Source organism: Streptomyces sp. 13-12-16 (assembly GCF_002114215.1).
Classification (GTDB): domain Bacteria; phylum Actinomycetota; class Actinomycetes; order Streptomycetales; family Streptomycetaceae; genus Streptomyces.
Genome location: NZ_NCTE01001321.1, coordinates 1 through 751 on the forward strand (window position 1 = coordinate 1; position 751 = coordinate 751).

Genomic DNA, 751 nt, shown 5'->3' on the forward strand with positions numbered 1-751 from the left:
CCCCGGCCCGGAGCCGCCCTCGCCGGCGGAGGCGGTACGTCAGGACGGCGTACGGCGTGTCCCCGGCGCCGGTTCCTCCCGGGCGACCGGACGCGGCACGCCGGAGCGGGCGTCCGGCGCCGGCGCTCCGCCCACCCGCAGGAGCGGCCAGTCCGCGAGGTCCCGCAGGAGCTGACGGTCGTGGGTGGCGACGACGACGCCGGCGCCGGTGTCGCGGAGCGCCCCGGTCAGCTCGTCGACCAGCGGCGCCGACAGGTGGTTGGTCGGCTCGTCGAGCAGGATCAGCGTGGGCCGCCCGGACAACGCCAGCGCCAGGTCGAGACGCCGCTGCTGCCCCTGGGACATCCGTCCGACCGGCGTGCCCGTCGCGTCGGGGTCCAGCAGCCCGAGGGACCCCAGCGGGACGGCGTCGCCGTCCGGGAGCACCCCGTCGGCCACCAGTCGTCCGACGTGCCGGTCGTACACCTCGCGGGCGGTGAGCCGGGGATCCTGTGCGGCGGTCTCCTGGGTGACCCGGACCACCCGCGCCCCGCTCGCCGTCCACACGTGCCCGTCGGTGGGCCGCAGGGCGCCGGCCAGCACCGCGAGCAGCGTGGACTTCCCGGCGCCGTTGGGCCCGGTGACGAGCAGCCGTTCGCCGCCGTCGAGGACGAGGTCGACCGGAGGGGCCAGCCGCCCGTCCACGACGACGCCGTGCGCCCGCAACTGCGGCGCGCCCGGGCGGACACCCAGCCGGGGCCACCGCAGGGCG

The 751-nt window shown here is 78.6% G+C and carries 1 protein-coding gene; it reads right to left on the bottom strand.

The window, feature by feature from the left end; translation table 11 throughout:
• Positions 1-39: 39 nt before the first annotated feature.
• A partial coding sequence (locus tag B7767_RS40435; protein WP_143652934.1) for an ATP-binding cassette domain-containing protein occupies positions 40-751 on the bottom strand: 712 nt, incomplete at its 5' end.